Here is an 18981-nt window from a genome sequence, read left to right as displayed (position 1 = left end):
GTTCGATGCGTGGAGGGAGGGCGCTTACGCCAGGACCCAGTTGTAGTAACCGCCGGCCAGCGCGCCGCCTATCAGCGGCGCGACCACCGGTATCCAGGCGTAGCCCCAGTCGGAACCCCCCTTGTTGGGCAGCGGCAGCAGCGCGTGCACGATCCGTGGCCCGAGGTCACGCACCGGGTTGATCGCGTAGCCGGTGGGGCCGCCGAGCGAGAGGCCGATACCCACCACGACGAACGCGGTGATCAGGACACCGAGCGTGCCCAGACCGTTGCCTGAGTCGTTCAGGCCCTGCGTGAGGATCGCGATGACCAGGACGAATGTGGCGATGATCTCCGTGAGCACGTTCTGCGTTACGTTCCGTACCTCGGGTCCCGTGGAGAACACCCCGAGCACGGGCCCCGCCGCGGGCGCCGACTTCTGGTCGACGAGCCCCTCGACCCGCGGCTGCGCCGCGAGGATCTCCGGGTCGGTCAGATGAGCCGTGAACTGGCCCATGTAGGTCACCCAGACGAGGAAGGCGCCGATGATCGCGCCCAGCATCTGGGAGCCGATGTAGAGCGGTACGTCGCTCCACTTCGTTCCGCCCTCGATGGCGAGACCGATGGTGACCGCGGGGTTGAGGTGGGCGCCGGAGAGCCCGGCCGAGAGATACGCACCGACCATGACGGCGAAGCCCCAGCCGAAGCTGATGGCCACCCAGCCGGCGTTCTGCGCCTTGGAGCGCTTGAGTGTGACGCCGGCGCACACGCCGCCACCGAGCAGGATCAGCAAGGCGGTACCGGTGACCTCGCCTATGAAGATGTCGAAGTTGGACACCCGAGACTCCTTCGTCCAGGGGATGGCAAACCGCCGGTTCGCACCAGTGGTCCGCGCTCTCGTGGTGAGAGCGTGATCGGCCCTTGGCGTTGTCACACACTAACTCGTATTGTCGGTAAGTGTTCGACAATGCCGACCGCTGAACGGCAGTTTTGTCCTGCGGCCCGACACTCGTCAAGGGTTCGGTGCCCGAAACCTCGCCGTATTCCGATGATCCGCCATCCGGTTCAGAAGCGCCCGGCGCCGATGTCCCTGGAAACGGCGCGCGCGCACTCCCGTACCGCCGCGACCAGCTCCGAGCGGACCTCCCCATCCGGGCAGATGCGTTCCACCGCACCAGTGATGGCGATCGCCCCGACCGGCATCCGCCGCCGGTCGTGGATGGGGGCGGCCACCGCGGCCACGCCCTCCCAGGTCTCCTCGACGTCCGCGGCCCAGCCGCGCGCCCTGGTCAGGTCGAGCACCTTCTCGAACTCCGCCAGATCGGTCACGGTCCGCGGGGTGAGGGCCGCGCGCTCGCTCTCGACCACCTCGTGGTGCGCCACCGGGTCGTATGCGGTGAGTACCTTGCCCAGGGCGGTGGAGTGCAGCGGCTGCATGGCGCCCACCTCCAGCACCTGCCGGCTGTCGTCCGGGCGGAAGACGTGGTGGACGATCAGTACGCCCTGCTGGTGCACGACCCCGAGATGGACGCTCTCGCCGCTGGAGCGGGCCAGGTCGTCCGTCCAGACCAGCGCGCGCGCCCGCAGCTCGTGCACGTCCAGATAGCTGTTCCCGAGCCGCAGCAGCTCCGCCCCCAACTGGTAGCGGCCGGACGGGGTGTCCTGCTCGACGAAGCCCTCCGCCTGGAGGGTGCGCAGGATGCCGTGGGCCGTGCCCTTGGCCAGTCCGAGCGAGGAGGAGATCTCCGACAGGCCGAGTCTGCGCTCGCCTCCCGCGAGGAGCCGGAGCATCGCCGCCGCCCGCTCAAGGGACTGGATGTTCTTCGCCATCGGACCCGGTCCTCCACTACGTTCGACAATGCTGAACACTATCGGTCGATGCCGACCTTGTCTCACTGTGGAGAGAGTCTGTCAAGACCGTGTGCCCTGGGTGTTCCCGCGGAACAGGATGCCGTCCGCCCGCTGGGACGCCGCACCGTTACGAGGCGCGCGACGCTACGCTGGCCGGGTGCGCCGTCCATCCGCAGGCGCAAAGCCGACAGCCGTCGCAGCCCCGGGAGTACTTTTATGGCCTCGTCGCCAACCCCCTCGACCGACAGCCGGACCCGTATCGATGCCTTCCGCGAGGCCCTCGCCACCCGTGTGGTGGTGGCCGACGGCGCGATGGGCACGATGATCCAGGCGCAGGACCCGACGCTTGAGGACTTCCAGGATCTGGAAGGCTGTAACGAGATCCTCAACGTGACACGTCCGGACATCGTCCGGACCGTGCACGAGGAGTACTTCGCCGTCGGCGTCGACTGCGTGGAGACCAACACCTTCGGCGCGAACCTCGCGGCGCTCGGCGAGTACGACATCCCGGAGCGGGTCTTCGAACTCTCCGAGGCCGGCGTCCGGATCGCCCGTGAAGTCGCCGACGAATTCACCGTCTCCACCGGGCAGCAGCGCTGGGTGCTGGGCTCGATGGGCCCCGGCACCAAGCTGCCGACCCTGGGCCACGCCCCGTACACCGCGCTGCGCGACGCCTACCAGCAGAATGCCGAAGGCATGATCGCCGGCGGCGCGGACGCCCTCCTGGTGGAGACCACCCAGGACCTGCTCCAGACCAAGTCCGCCATCCTCGGCGCCCGCCGGGCCCTGGAGGCCACCGGCACCAATCTGCCGATCATCTGCTCCGTGACCGTCGAGACCACCGGCACGATGCTGCTCGGTTCGGAGATCGGCGCGGCCCTGACCGCGCTGGAACCGCTGGGCATCGACATGATCGGTCTCAACTGCGCCACCGGACCCGCCGAGATGAGCGAGCACCTGCGCTATCTCGCCCGGCACTCCCGTGTCCCGCTGTCCTGCATGCCCAACGCCGGTCTCCCGGTGCTCGGCAAGGACGGCGCGCACTACCCGCTGTCGGCCGAAGAGCTGGCCGACGCCCAGGAGACCTTCGTACGGGAGTACGGCCTCTCGCTGGTCGGCGGCTGCTGCGGTACGACCCCGGAGCATCTGCGCCAGGTCGTCGAGCGCGTCCGCGGCCAGGAGACCACGGCCCGCGAGCCGCACCCCGAGCCGGGTGCGGCCTCCCTCTACCAGACGGTCCCCTTCCGTCAGGACGCCTCGTACCTCGCCATCGGCGAGCGGACGAACGCCAACGGATCGAAGAAGTTCCGCGAGGCCATGCTGGACGGCCGCTGGGACGACTGTGTGGAGATGGCCCGCGACCAGATCCGCGAGGGCGCGCATCTGCTGGACCTCTGCGTCGACTACGTCGGCCGGGACGGCGTCGCGGACATGGCCGAGCTGGCGGGCCGGTTCGCCACCGCCTCCACCCTGCCGATCGTGCTCGACTCCACCGAACTCCCGGTCATCCAGGCCGGACTGGAGAAGCTGGGCGGCCGCGCGGTCATCAACTCGGTCAACTACGAGGACGGCGACGGCCCCGAGTCGCGCTTCGCCAAGGTCACCGAGCTGGCGGTCGAGCACGGCGCCGCGCTGATCGCGCTGACCATCGACGAGGAGGGTCAGGCCCGTACGGTCGAGCACAAGGTCTCCATCGCCGAGCGCCTCATCGAGGACCTGACCGGCAACTGGGGCGTGCACGAGTCGGACATCCTCATCGACTGCCTCACCTTCACCATCTGCACCGGCCAGGAGGAGTCCCGGGGCGACGGCATCGCCACGATCGAGGCGATCCGCGAACTCAAGCGCCGCCACCCGGACGTCCAGACCACGCTCGGTCTGTCCAACATCTCCTTCGGCCTCAACCCGGCCGCCCGGATCGTCCTCAACTCCGTCTTCCTGGACGAGTGCGTCAAGGCCGGCCTGGACTCCGCGATCGTGCACGCCTCCAAGATCCTGCCGATCGCGCGCCTGGAGGAGGAGCAGGTCAAGGTCGCCCTCGACCTGGTCTACGACCGGCGTGCCGAGGGGTACGACCCGCTCCAGAAGCTCATGGAGCTCTTCGAGGGCGTCAACACCAAGTCGATGAAGGACGGCCGGGCCGAGGAACTCCTCGCCCTGCCGCTGGACGAGCGCCTCCAGCGCCGCATCATCGACGGCGAGAAGAACGGCCTGGAGGCCGACCTGGACGAGGCCCTCCAGACCCGCCCCGCACTCGCCATCGTCAACGACACCCTGCTGGAAGGCATGAAGGTCGTCGGCGAGCTGTTCGGGTCCGGCCAGATGCAGCTGCCGTTCGTGCTCCAGTCCGCCGAGGTCATGAAGACCGCGGTGGCCCACCTCGAACCGCACATGGAGAAGACCGACGACGACGGCAAGGGCACGATCGTGCTCGCCACCGTCCGCGGCGACGTCCACGACATCGGCAAGAACCTCGTGGACATCATCCTCTCCAACAACGGCTACAACGTGGTCAACCTGGGCATCAAGCAGCCCGTCGCCGCGATCCTGGACGCCGCCGAGGAGCACCGGGCGGATGTCATCGGCATGTCCGGTCTGCTGGTGAAGTCGACCGTGATCATGAAGGAGAACCTGGAAGAGCTCAACCAGCGCCGGATGGCGGCCGACTACCCGGTGATCCTCGGTGGCGCGGCGCTGACCCGGGCGTACGTCGAGCAGGACCTGCACGAGATCTACGAGGGTGAAGTCCGCTACGCCCGCGACGCGTTCGAGGGCCTGCGCCTGATGGACGCCCTGATCGCCGTCAAGCGCGGTGTCCCCGGCGCCACGCTCCCCGAGCTCAAGCAGCGCCGGGTCCGCGCGACGGCGAACACCGCGGTCGAGGAGCGGCCCGAGGAGGGCGCGGCCCGCTCCGACGTCGCGGTCGACAACCCCGTACCGACCCCGCCGTTCTGGGGCACCCGCGTCGTCAAGGGCATCCAGCTCAAGGAGTACGCGTCCTGGCTGGACGAGGGCGCGCTCTTCAAGGGCCAGTGGGGCCTCAAGGAGGCCCGCAAGGGCGGCGGCCCCAGCTACGAGGAGCTGGTGGAGTCCGAGGGCCGGCCCCATCTGCGCGGCTGGCTGGACCAGATGCACACGCAGAACATGCTGGAAGCGGCCGTCGTCTACGGCTACTTCCCCTGCGTGTCCAAGGGCGACGACCTCATCCTGCTCAACGACGACGGCTCCGAGCGAACCCGCTTCACCTTCCCGCGCCAGCGCCGCGGCCGCCGGCTCTGCCTGGCGGACTTCTTCCGCCCGGAGGAGTCCGGCGAGACGGATGTCGTCGGCCTCCAGGTCGTCACCGTCGGCTCGAAGATCGGTGAGACCACCGCGGAGCTGTTCGAGGCCAACGCCTACCGCGACTACCTCGAACTGCACGGGCTCTCCGTCCAGCTCGCCGAGGCGCTCGCCGAGTACTGGCACGCCCGGGTCCGCTCCGAGCTGGGCTTCGCGGGCGAGGACCCGGCCGAGGTCGAGGACATGTTCGCCCTGAAGTACCGGGGCGCCCGCTTCTCGCTCGGCTACGGTGCCTGCCCCGACCTGGAGGACCGCGCGAAGATCGCCGAGCTGCTGGAGCCCGAGCGGATCGGCGTCGAGCTCTCCGAGGAGTTCCAGCTCCACCCCGAGCAGTCCACGGACGCCATCGTCATCCACCACCCGGAGGCGAAGTACTTCAACGCACGCTGACCGCCTCACGCCCGCCCCGGTCCGCTCGGCGGACCGGGGCGGCGGCGAGCGGACGGGAACCAGTGCGCGCGGCGCGCGGACGAGTCGTACACTTATCGGCCCAGCGCAGGCCGGTCGCCTGTCCCGGCGGGGAAACCCGGAGGGAGAGGTGACCGGCCTTCTCGTCCCTCACGGAGGTGTGCCGATGACCAGTACGGTCCCCGCGTCTATGACCCGAACGGCCGATGGCTCCACGCTTCAGGCCGTCCTGCTCGACATGGACGGCACCCTCGTCGACACCGAGGGATTCTGGTGGGACGCGGAGGTCGAGGTCTTCAAGGCCCTCGGACACGTCCTCGACGAGGCCTGGCGCGATGTGGTGGTCGGCGGGCCCATGACCCGCAGCGCGGGCTTCCTCATCGAGGCCACCGGCGCCGCCGTCACCCTCGCCGAGGTGACCGTGCTGCTCAACGACAGCTTCGAGGACCGCATCGGACGCGGGGTGCCGATGATGCCGGGCGCGGAGCGCCTCCTCGCCGAACTGGCCGCGCAGGGCGTGCCCACGGCTCTGGTCTCCGCCTCGCACCGGCGCATCATCGACCGGGTCCTGGCCTCGCTCGGGCCCCAGTACTTCGCGCTCACCGTCGCGGGCGACGAGGTACCCCGTACGAAGCCGCACCCCGACCCGTACCTCCTCGCCGCCCGCCGCCTGGGCGCCGATCCGTCGCGGTGCGCCGTCATCGAGGACACGGCCACCGGCGTCGCCTCGGCAGAGGCCGCGGGCTGCCGGGTGGTCGCCGTCCCGTCGGTGGCCCCGATCGCACCCGCCGACGGGCGGATGGTCGTCGGGTCGCTGGAGGAGGTCGATCTCGTATTTCTGCGCGAGATGATGACGCGCGGCCGCTGATTCGTGTACCGAGCGTTGTGCTTGAATGCGCAACGGAAACGCTCGGCATTGGCACGGACGTTTTCCGTTACTCTCCCGGGTCACATTCATGATCCCCGCAAAGGGTTTCGAGAGTGACCTTTATCACCTGTTCTCTCATCGACAGGCGCGGGCGGGGCTGATCCGTCCCGCCCGACGGCGGGTCCACCTGTGACCTTGTGTCCCGATTGATGTGGACGTGTGCGAAACCTTCCGGCGCCCGGATATCCACACGCGGCTATTGCCGATCACTGTGTGATGTCGAATCACATCAGGCCCGTTCCGGCATTCCTGACGCCTCCGACTAATCTCTTCGCGAGCACTTCGCCGCATCAACGACGTGTCCCGGCGGCCACCCAAGTCGCCATGAGCACAGGACCGATCGCCCTGTTTCCCGGCCCGATCGCACTGCCCCGAACGGGCAAACGCGGCGGAGTCTCCCATGTGCACCGCTGTATGTCAGTGCCGGATGAGGGAGTACGTCCAGGATGAACCGCAAGACTTTGGTGCTGTCGGCCGTCATCGGCCTGCTTGCGCCCGTGCTCGCCGGCTGCGGCGACTCGGACGGTGGCTCCGACGGCGGTGACGCCATTGTTGTGGGCACCACGGACCAGTACGCGGCCACGAAGGACGCACCCGCACCCCTGGACCCGGCCGCCGCGTACGACATCGGCACCTGGAACATCCTCCGTCAGACGATCCAGACGCTGATGCAGATCCCGCGCGGCGGTGGCGCGCCGGTGCCCGAAGCGGCCTCCAAGTGCGGGTTCACGGACCGTGAGAACCAGAGCTACCGCTGCACCCTGCGCGAGGGGCTGAAGTTCGCCAACGGCGACCCGATCACCGCCGAGGACGTGAAGTACTCCATCCAGCGGACCCAGGACATCAAGGCCGCCAGCGGCGTCTACGCGTTGATGGGGAACGTCGACGCGCTGGAGACCAACGGCGACTCCGAGATCATCTTCCATCTCAAGTCGTCCGACGCCACGTTCCCCTACAAGCTGTCCACCCCGGTGGCCGGCATCGTGAGCTCGAAGCTGTACCCCAAGAACAAGGTCCGCGACGGCTTCGAGATCGACGGCTCCGGGCCGTACACCTTCAAGGCGGAAGTGCAGGACGACACGATCGTCAAGGCCACCTTCACCAGGAACTCGAACTACCTGGGTGACCGGAAGATCCAGAACGAAGAGGTCGAGCTGCGGTCCTTCAAGGACTCCGACGCCATGGGCAAGGCGCTCGACTCCGACGACGTCGACGTGATGACCCGGGCCATGTCGCCCCAGCAGGTCCAGTCGATGCTCAGGAGCCCCAAGGACGGCATCCAGCTCACCGAGCTGCCCGGCCTGGAGATCCGCTTCCTCGGCTTCGACACGGATGCCCCGACCGCCAAGGAGAAGGCGGTCCGTCAGGCCGTCGCCTACACCATCGACCGCGGTGACCTGATCAGCAAGGTGTACGACGGCATGGCCGAGCCGCTGTACTCCATCATCCCGTCGAACGTCGCCACGCACACCAACTCGTTCTTCAACAAGTACGGGGACCACGACCTGGCCAAGGCCGAGTCCACGCTGAGCGACGCGGGCATCGACACCCCGGTGAAGCTGACGCTGAACTACACCAGCGACCACTACGGGGCGGGCACCCAGAAGGAGTTCGAGACCCTCCGGGACCAGCTCAACGGCAGCGGGCTCTTCGACGTCTCCATCAAGGGCGAGGAGTGGAAGACCTTCCGGCCCAACCAGATCGACGGCGACTACGAGGTCTACGGCATGGGATGGTTCCCGGACTTCCCGGACCCGGAGAACTACATCGTGCCGTTCCTCGACACGGACAACACCCTCAATTCGCCGTACACCAACAACACACTGCGCGGGCAGCTGATCCCGCAGTCCCGCCGCGAGGCCGACCGCAGCGCCGCGACGAAGACCTTCGGCAGGATCCAGGACATCGTCGCCGACGATGTGCCGGTGCTGCCGCTCTGGCAGGGCAAGACGTACGTCGCCTCGCACGACGACATCGCGGGTGTGGAGTGGGCGGTCAACTCGTCCGCCGAGCTCTCGCTGTGGGAGCTGCGCCGCGGATCCTCCGCTCCCGCTTCCTGACCGCGGTCGCCGGAAGCCAAAAGCCTGGGGGCGCCGCCCGAGCGGCGCCCCCAGGCTTTTCACGGCAGTGCCATCGCGTGCTGCACGGCACCGCCCCCGCTGTCGCTCACTGGGCGCCGGGGCGCACCAGGCCGCTCTCGTACGCGTATACGGCGGCCTGAACCCGGTCGCGCAGCCCCAGCTTGGTCAGCACATGACCGACATGCGTCTTGACCGTGGTCTCACTGACGAACAGGTCCGCGGCGATCTCCGCGTTGGACAGCCCGCGGGCGACCAGCTTGAGCACCTCGACCTCGCGCTCGGTCAGGGTGTGGAGCGTGTCGGGCATCGGCTCTTCGCCGGAGGGCAGATGATCCGCGTATTTGTCGAGCAGCCGGCGCGTGATGCTCGGCGCGAGCATCGCCTCGCCCGCCGCGACGACACGGATGGCCTGCACCAGCTCATTGGCGGGCGCGTCCTTGAGCAGAAAACCGCTGGCTCCCGCGCGCAACGCCTCCACCACGTACTCGTCGAGGTCGAAGGTCGTCAGGACCAGCACCTTCGCCGGACCGTCCCGGCCGGGGCCGGTGATCTGGCGGGTCGCCTCGACCCCGTCCATCCGGGGCATACGGATGTCCATCAGCACCACATCGGGCTGCAACGCGCGGACCTGGTCGATGGCCTGGAGGCCGTCCCCGGCCTCACCGACGACCGCGATGTCCTGCTCCGCCTCCAGGATCATCCGGAAGCCGGTGCGCAACAGCGGCTGGTCGTCGACGAGTAGGACGCGGACAGTCACGGGGAACTCCTTCAATAGACCGGCCTCATTCTGCCCTGACCGCTCCACCGCGACTCCGCCGGGCGTGGAAGCCCAGGACAGGGCCTACGAGCTCTCCGGCACGCTCGCGCGCTCCCGCTCCGCCCCCTGCACCGGCCCACCGCCGTCCACCGGCGTGACGCCCGCCGGCGTGACACTCAGCGGATACACCGGAGGCGTGCCGCCGAACTCCGGGCAGAACGCCTGGTGGTCGCACCAGCCGCACAGCTTGGTGGGCCGCGGCCGCCAGTCACCCGTCTCGGTGGCCAGCTTGATCGCGTCCCACAACGCCAGCAGCTTCCGCTCCACCCGCTCCAGATCCGCCTCCACCGGGTCGTACGTCACCACCTCGCCGCTGCCCAGGTACACCAGCTGGAGCCGGCGCGGCAGCACCCGCTTCAGCCGCCGGATCACCAGGGCGTAGAACGTCATCTGGAACCGCGCCCCCTCCGCGTACTCCGGGCGCGGGGCCTTGCCCGTCTTGTAGTCGACGATCCGCACCTCGCCCGTGGGCGCCACGTCGACGCGGTCGATCACCCCGCGCAGCCGCAGCCCCGAGTCCAGCTCCGTCTCGACGAACAGCTCCCGCTCCGCGGGCTCCAGACGCGTCGGATCCTCCAGCGAGAACCACCGCTCGACCAGCCGCTCCGCCTCCGCCAGCCAGCGCGTCAGCCGCTCGCCCTCCGTGTCCTGCGCGAACAGCTCACCCAGCTCGGGCCGGGACTCCAGCAGCCGGTCCCACTGACCGGGCACCAGGGCCCTGGCCCGCGGCGCCGTGCGCTCGACGGCGGGCGCGTCGAAGAGCCGCTCCAGCACGGCATGCACCAGCGTGCCCCGGGTCGCGGCCTCGCTCGGCTTCTCCGGCAGCTTGTCGATCACCCGGAACCGGTACAGCAGCGGGCACTGCATGAAGTCGCTCGCACGTGACGGAGACAGCGAAGAAGGCGGCAGGCTCGTACTCATGACGCAGACCCTACGACCCGACACTGACAGCGAGCCGAATACCATCGACTACAGAGCCTCTCGCACTGCATGATCGAGCGAGCGACGCTGCCGACGAAGGGAACCCGTGAAAGAGGAAGACGAGCGCGGCGAGAGCAAGACGCCGCAGCCCGGTAAGGGGGACACGGGCCCCGGCGGGAAGCCGCCGCGCCGCGAAGACCCCGGTGGCGGCATTCTCATGGGCCGCCCCTTCGGTGTGCCCGTCTACGTCGCGCCCAGCTGGTTCCTGGTGGCCGCGCTCATCACCTGGATCTTCGGCGGCCAGCTCGACCGTGTCCTGCCCGACCTGGGCGGCCTCCGGTATCTGGTGTCCCTGTTCTTCGCGGTCGCCTTCTACGCCTCCGTACTCGTGCACGAATTGGCCCACACCGTCGCCGCGCTGCGCTTCAAACTGCCCGTGCGCCGCATCCAGCTCCAGTTCTTCGGCGGCGTCTCCGAGATCGAGAAGGAGTCCGAGACACCGGGCCGTGAGTTCATCCTGGCCTTCGTCGGGCCGCTGCTCTCGCTGGTCCTCGCCGGCGTCTTCTACCTCGGCCTGCTGGCCGTCGACGCCGGTACGGTGCCCGGCGTCCTGCTCGCCGGCCTGATGATCTCCAACCTGATCGTCGCGGTCTTCAACCTGCTGCCCGGCCTGCCGCTGGACGGCGGCCGGATGCTGCGCGCGGTCGTCTGGAAGATCACCGGAAAGCCCATGAGCGGCACCGTCGCCGCCGCCTGGGTCGGCCGCGTGCTGGCCGTCGCCGTCCTCATCGGCCTCCCGCTTCTCACCCAGACGGGTGCGCTCGGCGCGTCCACCGAGCACGTCAGCGGTATGGAGACCGTCACCGACGCGCTGCTCGCCGCGATCCTCGCCGCGATCATCTGGACCGGCGCCGGCAACAGCCTGCGGATGGCCAGGCTCCGCGAACACCTTCCCGAGCTCCAGGCCCGCGCGCTCACCCGCCGCGCGGTGCCGGTCGAGTCCAGTACCCCGCTCTCCGAGGCCCTCCGCCGAGCCAACGAGGCGGGCGCCCGCGCCCTGGTCGTCGTCGACGGCCACGGGGACCCGACGGCCCTGGTCCGTGAATCCGCGATCGTCGGCGTCCCGCAGCACCGCCGCCCCTGGGTCGCGGTGAGCGGACTGGCGCAGGACCTCACGGAGGGCATGAAGGTGCCGGCCGAACTGGCGGGAGAGGCGCTCCTGGAGCGGCTGCGGGCGAGTCCCGCGACGGAGTACCTGGTGCTGGAGGAGACGGGCGAGATCTACGGGGTCCTGTCCACGGCGGACGTGGAGCGAGCCTTCGTCGCGGCGATGGCCCGGCCGCAGTAGGGGCGTCCGTACCCGAGGCGCCGCGCACCCCACCGCCCCCCGTCCGACGGCGCACCGAGCCCGTAAGAAAAGCAGCTAGGCTGGTCACATGTCCGAACCGACCGGTGCCGCCCGTCGTCGCGGCCCCTTCAAGGTCGGGGATCAGGTCCAGCTCACCGACCCCAAGGGACGCCACTACACCTTCACGCTCGAAGCCGGGAAGAATTTTCACACCCACAAAGGGTCCTTCCCGCACGACGAGCTGATCGGTGCTCCCGAGGGCAGTGTTGTCCGTACCACGGGAAACGTCGCCTACCTCGCGCTGCGCCCCCTGCTCCCCGACTATGTCCTGTCCATGCCCCGCGGCGCCGCCGTGGTCTACCCGAAGGACGCCGGCCAGATCCTGGCCTTCGCCGACATCTTCCCCGGCGCACGCGTCGTCGAGGCCGGTGTGGGCTCCGGCTCGCTCAGCGCTTTTCTGCTGCGTGTCATCGGGGACCAGGGCATGCTGCACTCGTACGAGCGACGCCAGGACTTCGCCGACATCGCCCAGCAGAACGTGGAGCGCTACTTCGGCGAGCCGCACCCCGCCTGGGAGTTGACGGTCGGTGACCTTCAGGACAATCTGTCGGACACGGACGTCGACCGGGTGATCCTGGACATGCTCGCTCCCTGGGAGTGCATCGAGGCCGTGTCCAAGGCGCTCGTTCCCGGCGGCATCCTCTGCGCGTACGTCGCGACGACCACTCAGCTCGCCCGCACCGTCGAGACGATCCGGGAGTTCGGCACGTTCAACGAGCCGGCCGCCTGGGAGTCGATGGTCCGCAACTGGCATGTCGAGGGCCTGGCCGTACGCCCGGACCACCGGATGATCGGCCACACCGGCTTCCTGGTGACCGCCCGCCGTCTCGCCGACGGCGTCGAACCGCCGCTGCGCCGCCGTCGTCCCGCCAAGGGCGCGTACGGCGACGACTACGACGGTCCCGGCAGCGGGAGCGGCGGCTCGCGCGGCTGACCCCGTTCAACACAGCAACGCCGCCGTCGAGTTCCCGCGCAGGAAGGGGAACTCGACGGCGGCGTCTTTACGTTGGGCGTACGGTCCTCACGCACCGCCGCTGTTCCGTACGCACCCCACTGTTCCGTCTCACTGTGACGTGTGGCACGATGCTCGCACCCTCCCACCGTTGATTGTTCCCCGGCAACGCCTTCACAGGAGACACTCCGCGTGCAGCTCTCCGACGCCCCGGACCTCCCGCACACCCGGCCCCACCCGATGCACTGGCTCGCGACGGCCACCGCGATGGCTGCTGTCGTCGCCCTGGCGGGGCTGATGGAACCGGGAGCCGCCAAGGCGTCCCAGTCGGGTGCCAAGACACTGAGAGCCGCGGCCCCCGGCCGCCCGTTGCCCGCCCCCGATCCGTCCGGTGTGGACTTCCCGCTGGAGTGCGGGGGAGCGGGCACGGTCGTGGCGCGGAAGGCCTCCGGGGACCTCGACGGAGACCGCAACCCCGAGACGGTGGCGGTGGTCCGTTGCGACGCCGGTTCGGGCACCCCTCCGAGCGGTGTGTACGTGCTGACCGGTGCGGCGGAGTCCGGGCCGAGGGTCGTGGCGACCCTGGTCGATCCGGCGGACAAGCAGAGCGTCGGACCCGACTTCGCGATACGTGACGGAGCGGTCCTGGCGACCCTGCTCGGCTACTCCGGGCCCGACGTACCGCGCTGCTGCCCCGACCAGGAGGAGCGGGTCTCCTGGCAGTGGAAGAACGGCGCGTTCGTACGCGGTGAACAGCCCACGGCCCGGGGCATGTGATCCGTCACTCCGAGTAATGTCCGGGGGCTGGATCCGGCCATCTATGCCGCTATTCCGCGTCGGGTCCGTACACCTCGACACTGTCCGAAACCCGACGTACGTGAATGCAGTCGCCCGGGCACTCCTTGGCCGAATCGACGACGTCGGTCAGCAGTGTGAGGGGTACGGGCGTGGTGGCGCCGGGGGACTGGAGCAGTTCGTCCCCGGAACTCTTCACGTAGGCCAGACCGTCGATGTCCAGCTCGAAGACCTCCGGGGCGTACTGAGCACAGATCCCGTCCCCAGTACAGAGATCTTGGTCGATCCAGACCTCGAGGGGTTCACCGGTCCCGGTGGCGCCTTCGGTGGGAGCCTCCTGCTGCACGCTCATTCTCCTGCCGTTTGCTGCGTCGAGTGGCGTGTTATGAAGTAAATCGCGCCAGCCCTGACGGGTGTTGAACACTTCGACGATACAACCGGCGGCTTTCCGGTGTCGCTGGGTGGGTATTCCCCTGGCGTGAGGGAGAGCGCAAGGGTGAAGATCGGTCACACCCCGACAGTCTTTGTGATCTAGGGGTTTCAATCATCACCCACCCAGGTAGGGTCAGGAAGCGTCCAGCTCCCCTTGGAGGAGGTGAGGACCGTGGCAGCCCACGACGACGACATCAACCGCGGCATCCGGCCCGGGCGGGGGTCTGAAGACCCAGCCGGCCAGGTTGCCTATCTCGAGCAGGAAATCGCCGTCCTGCGACGTAAGCTCGCCGACTCTCCGCGGCACACGAGAATTCTCGAAGAGCGGATCGTCGAGTTGCAGACGAACCTTGCGGGTGTGTCCGCGCAGAACGAGCGGCTCGCCAATACGCTGCGTGAGGCCCGCGACCAGATCGTGGCCCTCAAGGAGGAGGTCGACCGGCTCGCGCAGCCGCCGGCGGGCTTCGGGGTCTTTCTGCACGCGAATGAGGACGGTACGGCCGACATCTTCACCGGGGGCCGCAAGCTCCGGGTGAATGTCAGCCCCGGCGTCGAGCTCGAAGAGCTCCGGCGCGGCCAGGAAGTCATGCTCAACGAGGCGCTCAACGTGGTCGAGGCCATGGAGTTCGAGCGCGCCGGGGACATCGTCACCCTCAAGGAGATCCTCGAGGACGGCGAGCGCGCCCTGGTGATCGGGCACACCGACGAGGAACGGGTGGTGCGGCTCGCCGAGCCGCTGCTGGACATCACCATCCGCCCCGGCGACGCCCTCCTGCTCGAACCCCGCTCCGGCTATGTCTATGAAGTGGTTCCCAAGAGCGAGGTCGAAGAACTGGTCCTCGAAGAGGTACCGGACGTCGACTACGAGAAGATCGGCGGTCTGGGCGGCCAGATCGAGATGATCCGCGACGCGGTCGAGCTCCCGTACCTCCACCCGGACCTCTTCAAGGAGCACGAACTGCGGCCGCCGAAGGGCATCCTGCTCTACGGCCCGCCCGGCTGCGGCAAGACACTGATCGCCAAGGCCGTGGCCAACTCCCTTGCCAAGAAGGTCGCCGAGGTGACCGGCCGCCCCGCGGGGAAGAGTTACTTCCTCAACATCAAGGGCCCCGAGCTCCTCAACAAGTACGTCGGTGAGACCGAGCGCCATATCCGCCTGGTCTTCCAGCGTGCCCGGGAGAAGGCCAGCGAGGGTACTCCCGTCATCGTGTTCTTCGACGAGATGGAATCCCTCTTCCGCACTCGCGGATCCGGTGTCAGCTCGGACGTGGAGAACACCATCGTTCCTCAGCTGCTCGCCGAGATCGACGGTGTGGAAGGCTTGGAGAACGTCATCGTCATCGGCGCCTCCAACCGAGAGGACATGATCGACCCCGCGATCCTGCGGCCCGGCCGGCTCGATGTGAAGATCAAGATCGAGCGTCCGGACGCGGAGGCCGCGAAGGACATCTTCGCGAAGTACCTGACTCCCTCGCTGCCGCTGCATGTGGACGACATCTCCGAGCACAAGGGCTCGAAGGAAGCCGCCGCGCACGGAATGATCCAGTCCGTCGTGGAGCAGATGTACGCGGAGTCCGAGGAGAACCGCTTCCTCGAGGTCACGTACGCCAATGGCGACAAGGAAGTCCTCTACTTCAAGGACTTCAATTCCGGCGCGATGATCCAGAACATTGTCGACCGGGCCAAGAAGATGGCCATCAAGGCCTTCCTCGACCACGACCAGAAGGGTCTCAGGGTCTCCCATCTCCTCCAGGCGTGCGTGGACGAGTTCAAGGAGAACGAGGACCTGCCGAACACCACCAACCCCGACGACTGGGCCCGTATCTCCGGCAAGAAGGGCGAGCGGATCGTGTTCATCCGCACCCTGGTGACCGGAAAGCAGGGTGCGGACACCGGGCGCTCCATCGACACGGTGGCCAATACCGGACAGTACCTGTAGAGCGCGGACCGGCTGCGGGTGTCCGGAAGGGCATCCGCAGCCGGTTGTTTTCATCCGCACCGTCCACCCCACGGGCCAACCACCACACCAGGCCAATGACGGAAATGATCTCCCCAGCAGCGCAGAGGCGTTCTAGGCTCTTCCGTACCGCCGCGTCGCGCAGTGCGGGGCCGGGCACCGCACACGCACCGGAGCAACAGCGGTACTTGAGCGCCGCTCCCGGAGGGGAGCGCCGCCGGGCAAGGAGGGCCGCATGACCGTACGGCGAGTAATGGGCATCGAGACGGAGTACGGCATCTCCGTCCCGGGCCACCCGAACGCCAATGCCATGCTCACCTCGTCCCAGATCGTCAACGCCTACGCGGCGGCGATGCACCGGGCGCGACGCGCCCGCTGGGACTTCGAGGAGGAGAATCCGCTGCGGGACGCCCGCGGCTTCGACCTCGCCCGCGAGACAGCCGACTCCAGCCAGCTCACCGACGAGGACATCGGCCTGGCCAATGTCATCCTCACGAACGGCGCGCGGCTGTACGTCGACCACGCCCACCCCGAGTACAGCTCTCCCGAGATCACCAACCCGCGTGACGCCGTCCTCTGGGACAAGGCGGGCGAGCGCATCATGGCCGAGGCCGCCGAGCGGGCGTCCCAGCTTCCGGGCGCCCAGCCGATCCATCTGTACAAGAACAACACCGACAACAAGGGCGCGTCCTACGGCACGCACGAGAACTACCTGATGAAGCGGGAGACCCCGTTCTCGGACATCGTGCGCCATCTGACGCCGTTCTTCGTCTCCCGGCAGGTCGTCACCGGCGCCGGCCGGGTCGGCATCGGCCAGGACGGCCACGAACACGGCTTCCAGATCAGCCAGCGCGCGGACTATTTCGAGGTCGAGGTGGGGCTGGAGACCACGCTCAAGCGCCCCATCATCAACACGCGCGACGAGCCGCATTCGGACGCGGAGAAATACCGCCGGCTGCATGTGATCATCGGCGACGCGAACCTGTCGGAGATCTCCACCTACCTCAAGCTCGGTACGACCTCGCTCGTCCTGTCCATGATCGAGGACGGCTTCATCAATGTCGACCTGGCCGTGGACCAGCCGGTCCGTACGTTGCACCAGGTCTCGCACGACCCCTCCCTCGGCCGTCTCGTCACGCTCCGCAGCGGCCGGACACTCACCGCTGTCCAGCTCCAGATGGAGTACTTCGAGCTGGCCAGAAAGTACGTCGAGGAGCGGTACGGCGTCGACGCCGACGAACAGACCAAGGACGTGCTGGGCCGCTGGGAGGACACGCTCAACCGGCTGGAGAACGATCCGATGAGCCTGTCCGGCGAACTCGACTGGATCACCAAGCGTGAGGTCCTGGAGGGCTACCGCCGCCGCGACGGCCTGGACTGGGACGCGGCGCGGCTGCATCTCGTGGACCTCCAGTACGCCGACGTGCGCCCCGACAAGGGCCTCTACAACCGTCTGGCGGCCCGCGGCAAGATGCGGCGGCTGCTGGACGAGCAGGACGTCGAACGGGCCAGAACCAAGCCTCCGGAGGACACCAGGGCGTACTTCCGTGGCCGCTGTCTGGAGCAGTACGCGGACGATGTGGCGGCCGCGTCCTGGGACTCGGTCATCTTCGACCTGCCGGGCCGTGACTCGCTGCAACGGGTGCCCACTCTGGAGCCGCTGCGCGGCACCCGGAACCACGTCAAGGAGCTGCTCGACCGGTGCCGCACCGCGGAAGAGCTGGTCCGGGTGCTGTCCGGAGGCTGAAATGGTCTCCGTCCGGGAATCATGAAGGTGGTCCCCGTACGTTACGAGAAGTACGGGGCCGATGTCGGACCCGGCTTGTAGGGTCTGATCTTGAAGGTCACATCGAGCGGGGCGAACCGAGCGGGGTGAGGGATATGGCGACCAAGGACACCGGCGGCGGACAGCAGAAGGCAACGCGTTCCACGGAGGAGACCGAGGAACAGGCGCAGGACGCGCAGGGCTCCGAGGACCTCAAGGAGCGCCAGGAGAAGCTGTCGGACGACGTCGACTCCGTGCTGGACGAGATCGACGACGTACTCGAAGAGAACGCAGAGGACTTTGTGCGCTCCTTCGTCCAAAAAGGCGGCGAGTAGCAGCCGTTGTCCGTCCCGGGGCCGGCTGGTGAAAGCCGGTGGCACCGGGGCGGATGACCGGCGTCGGCGCGGGTAAGGTCCGTGCACAGTGCGAAAGATCGGCCCGACGCGAGCGACGGGCCGCCGCCCTCCCGGAAGGAATCGTGTGGAAGCCAATCCCCGGAGCACCGGGCGTCTGCCGGCCGCCTTCCTGACGCCCGGCTCGGCCTCGTTCATGGACTTCTTGTCCGACCAGTCGCCGGACATGCTGCCCGGCAAGCGTTCGCTGCAGCCCCTGCGGGGCGCGATCGAAGCACCGCACGGCACGACGATCGTCGCGGTGTCCTTCCCCGGCGGTGTGGTGCTCGCCGGTGACCGGCGAGCGACCATGGGCAACATGATCACCCAGCGCGACATCGAGAAGGTCTTCCCGGCCGACGAGTACTCGGCCGTGGGCATCGCCGGCACCGCCGGTCTCGCCGTGGAGATGGTCAGGCTCTTCCAGCTGGAGCTGGAGCACTTCGAGAAGGTCGAAGGAGTCCAGCTGTCCCTGGAGGGCAAGGCCAACCGGCTCTCCACAATGATCCGCAGCAATCTGGCCATGGCCATGCAGGGCCTGGCGGTCGTCCCGCTGTTCGCCGGCTGGGACGTGGACCGGCAGAAGGGCCGCATCTTCTCCTACGACGTGACGGGCGGCCGTTCCGAGGAACACGGCTACGCGTCCACCGGATCCGGCTCGATCTTCGCCCGTGGCGCGATGAAGAAGCTCTTCCGTGAGGACCTGACGGAGCAGCAGGCCACCACTCTGGTCATCCAGGCGCTGTACGACGCCGCTGACGACGACTCGGCGACGGGCGGCCCCGACGTGGCCCGCCGGATCTATCCGATCGTCACCGTCATCACGGATGAGGGCCTCAAGAAGCTGACGGAGGCGGAGTCCTCCGAAATCGCTCGCTCGATCCTCGAGCGTCGGCTGGAGCAGCCCGACGGCCCACGGGCCGCGCTGCTCTGACGGCCGCCCTCTTCTGAACAAAA

The 18981-nt window shown here is 68.3% G+C and carries 15 protein-coding genes; 10 read left to right on the top strand and 5 right to left on the bottom strand.

Going from position 1 to position 18981, the window contains the following annotated elements:
- Window positions 1-24: 24 nt before the first annotated feature.
- Both ACIQD6_RS17800 and ACIQD6_RS17795 read right to left on the bottom strand, forming a co-directional pair.
- Window positions 25-816, bottom strand: a complete 792-nt coding sequence (locus ACIQD6_RS17800) for an MIP/aquaporin family protein (protein WP_401883516.1) — start codon at window positions 814-816, stop codon at window positions 25-27.
- 227 nt (window positions 817-1043) lie between these two features.
- A complete protein-coding gene (locus ACIQD6_RS17795; RefSeq protein WP_401883515.1) occupies window positions 1044-1808 on the bottom strand; it encodes an IclR family transcriptional regulator in 765 nt (254 codons plus the stop codon).
- A 237-nt stretch (window positions 1809-2045) separates the two neighbouring features.
- Here ACIQD6_RS17795 and metH point away from each other — a divergent pair, with 237 nt between their 5' ends.
- The 3 genes from metH to ACIQD6_RS17780 all read left to right on the top strand — a co-directional run bounded on the left by metH (window position 2046) and on the right by ACIQD6_RS17780 (window position 8564).
- Window positions 2046-5558 (top strand): methionine synthase, encoded by a 3513-nt coding sequence (gene metH, locus ACIQD6_RS17790; RefSeq protein WP_401883513.1) that lies wholly within the window; start codon window positions 2046-2048, stop codon window positions 5556-5558.
- Between the two features lie 184 nt (window positions 5559-5742).
- Complete coding sequence (locus tag ACIQD6_RS17785) at window positions 5743-6444, top strand: HAD family hydrolase (RefSeq protein ID WP_401883511.1); 702 nt, start codon at window positions 5743-5745, stop codon at window positions 6442-6444.
- A gap of 506 nt (window positions 6445-6950) precedes the next feature.
- Entirely contained in the window at window positions 6951-8564 is a 1614-nt protein-coding gene (locus ACIQD6_RS17780; protein ID WP_401883509.1) for an ABC transporter substrate-binding protein, read from the top strand.
- Between the two features lie 106 nt (window positions 8565-8670).
- Here ACIQD6_RS17780 and ACIQD6_RS17775 read toward each other — a convergent pair whose 3' ends face one another.
- Window positions 8671-9342 (bottom strand): response regulator, encoded by a 672-nt coding sequence (locus ACIQD6_RS17775; protein ID WP_401883508.1) that lies wholly within the window; start codon window positions 9340-9342, stop codon window positions 8671-8673.
- 84 nt (window positions 9343-9426) lie between these two features.
- On the bottom strand, window positions 9427-10368 hold the full coding sequence (locus tag ACIQD6_RS17770) for a RecB family exonuclease (RefSeq protein ID WP_401883506.1): 942 nt from the start codon (window positions 10366-10368) through the stop codon (window positions 9427-9429).
- Window positions 10369-10429: 61 nt separating this feature from the next.
- On the opposite strand from ACIQD6_RS17770, the gene ACIQD6_RS17765 reads away from it, so the two are divergent.
- From ACIQD6_RS17765 to ACIQD6_RS17755, 3 genes are all read left to right on the top strand, one after another.
- Window positions 10430-11671, top strand: coding sequence for a site-2 protease family protein (locus ACIQD6_RS17765; protein WP_401883504.1), 1242 nt, complete (start codon window positions 10430-10432; stop codon window positions 11669-11671).
- A gap of 88 nt (window positions 11672-11759) precedes the next feature.
- On the top strand, window positions 11760-12665 hold the full coding sequence (locus ACIQD6_RS17760; protein WP_401883502.1) for a tRNA (adenine-N1)-methyltransferase: 906 nt from the start codon (window positions 11760-11762) through the stop codon (window positions 12663-12665).
- 210 nt (window positions 12666-12875) lie between these two features.
- Entirely contained in the window at window positions 12876-13460 is a 585-nt protein-coding gene (locus ACIQD6_RS17755) for a hypothetical protein (protein WP_401883501.1), read from the top strand.
- Window positions 13461-13509: 49 nt separating this feature from the next.
- On the opposite strand, the gene ACIQD6_RS17750 is transcribed toward ACIQD6_RS17755, so the two are convergent.
- Window positions 13510-13830, bottom strand: coding sequence for a ferredoxin (locus ACIQD6_RS17750; protein WP_401883498.1), 321 nt, complete (start codon window positions 13828-13830; stop codon window positions 13510-13512).
- A 252-nt stretch (window positions 13831-14082) separates the two neighbouring features.
- Here ACIQD6_RS17750 and arc point away from each other — a divergent pair, with 252 nt between their 5' ends.
- The 4 genes from arc (at window position 14083) to prcB (ending at window position 18958) form a co-directional block, all read left to right on the top strand.
- Window positions 14083-15849, top strand: a complete 1767-nt coding sequence (gene arc / locus ACIQD6_RS17745) for a proteasome ATPase (protein WP_401883495.1) — start codon at window positions 14083-14085, stop codon at window positions 15847-15849.
- Between the two features lie 253 nt (window positions 15850-16102).
- Window positions 16103-17614: a depupylase/deamidase Dop gene (gene dop, locus ACIQD6_RS17740; protein WP_401883492.1), complete on the top strand. Its 1512-nt coding sequence runs from the start codon at window positions 16103-16105 to the stop codon at window positions 17612-17614.
- A 134-nt stretch (window positions 17615-17748) separates the two neighbouring features.
- Entirely contained in the window at window positions 17749-17967 is a 219-nt protein-coding gene (locus ACIQD6_RS17735) for a ubiquitin-like protein Pup (protein WP_384544939.1), read from the top strand.
- A gap of 145 nt (window positions 17968-18112) precedes the next feature.
- Window positions 18113-18958, top strand: coding sequence for a proteasome subunit beta (prcB, locus tag ACIQD6_RS17730; protein ID WP_401883488.1), 846 nt, complete (start codon window positions 18113-18115; stop codon window positions 18956-18958).
- Window positions 18959-18981 lie beyond the last annotated feature (23 nt).

Origin of the sequence: Streptomyces sp. NPDC088400 (genome assembly GCF_044753355.1) — a bacterium.
Lineage (GTDB): Bacteria > Actinomycetota > Actinomycetes > Streptomycetales > Streptomycetaceae > Streptomyces.
The sequence above is the reverse complement of the archived record's forward strand: the minus strand, read 5'-3'. Positions and strand labels throughout refer to the sequence as shown.